This window comes from Facilibium subflavum (assembly GCF_003574485.1).
Classification (GTDB): domain Bacteria; phylum Pseudomonadota; class Gammaproteobacteria; order Francisellales; family Francisellaceae; genus Facilibium; species Facilibium subflavum.
In genome coordinates this window covers 1-538 of the sequence record NZ_QLIT01000354.1, presented here as the reverse complement: position 1 = coordinate 538, position 538 = coordinate 1, and the positions used below count along the sequence as shown (strand labels likewise).

At 34.9% G+C, this 538-nt stretch carries 1 protein-coding gene; it reads right to left on the bottom strand.

Annotated elements, in window-relative coordinates; all coding sequences use genetic code 11:
• A partial coding sequence (locus DNK84_RS13895; protein WP_162902524.1) for a hypothetical protein occupies positions 1 to 428 on the bottom strand: 428 nt, incomplete at its 3' end.
• Between the last annotated feature and the right edge of the window lie 110 nt (positions 429 to 538).

The following is a 538-nucleotide window of genomic DNA, read 5'->3' as shown; positions in this document are numbered from 1 at the left end:
TTCACACCGATAGGAGTAACTGTTTGCGTAGTAAGATCTGGTAAACTTGCTGGAGTTGATGGTTTTACATTCACTGTAGTGCTACCTGTAAACATTTCAACTCCACCACTATATGGCTTCATTTCTACCGAGTTCACTGACACTTTATGGGAACCAGGAGTTGTAAATTCATGTGTTATAGAACTTCCATCCACATCAAGGTTATGCCCATCAATAGACCAATGAACATTTCCTTCAGGATTAATCACTTTGAAAGTATACTCATTTGGATTAGTCTGCGACTGCTTTGTGTCTATAGTAAGATTATTATATCCATGCTGTGAGCCAGGTAAATTAAATGGCTGATTAAAGTTTTCAGCTACACCAACACTAACTGTTGATAATGCTAAAGCTGAAGATAAAGCAATTGTTATTAATTTTTTTTTCATAGTTTTTCCCTTTTAAAATTTATGTATTTTATTACAATCTTACACAAGATAGACCGGTCGGTCTATCAAGGTGTGATAATATTACCTAACAAGCAAACAAAAAGCAACTC